The organism is Nonomuraea deserti (assembly GCF_004348685.1).
Lineage (GTDB): Bacteria > Actinomycetota > Actinomycetes > Streptosporangiales > Streptosporangiaceae > Nonomuraea > Nonomuraea deserti.
The window spans coordinates 1-474 of record NZ_SMKO01000457.1; the positions used below are offsets into that span (position 1 = coordinate 1).

Annotated in this window: 1 protein-coding gene; it reads right to left on the bottom strand. The window is 65.2% G+C overall.

Annotated features, from left to right (window positions below):
- Window positions 1–247 precede the first annotated feature (247 nt).
- A partial coding sequence (locus E1292_RS50665; protein ID WP_132606900.1) for a helix-turn-helix domain-containing protein occupies window positions 248–474 on the bottom strand: 227 nt, incomplete at its 5' end.

Here is a 474-nt window from a genome sequence, read left to right on the forward strand (position 1 = left end):
GAGCGGGACGGCGAACGACTTTCACCAAGCCTCCCCAGGGCGCGTGGACGATGGCGACTGAATTTCAACAGCCGTTCACAACCAGGCCAGAAATGGAATTAATGGGCATTGGAACGCGGCCCAACTGATCATGCGGTAACGGACTGTGCAAGTAAAGACCACCCAGGGGCCCATCTTGGCGTGGGCCTGGTCCTAGGACCCCGCCGTCGGCGGGGGGCCGATATTCGCGGCCGGCGGCCAGGTTAGGTCAGGTCAGATCTGTTCCATCGGGCACCGAATTCAATTCCAGCCAGCGCGCGACGGCGTGTTCCCTGCCGTCCGCGCCCAGCCGTTTGTAGATCTGGTGCGCGTGGTTCTTCACGGTCTTCTCCGTGATGACCAGCCGCCGCGCGATCTCCCGGTTGGTGAGCCCGGCGGCGATCAGCTCCAGGATCTCGGCCTCCCGCGCGGTGAGCCCCGGATCGGGCCGCGGCG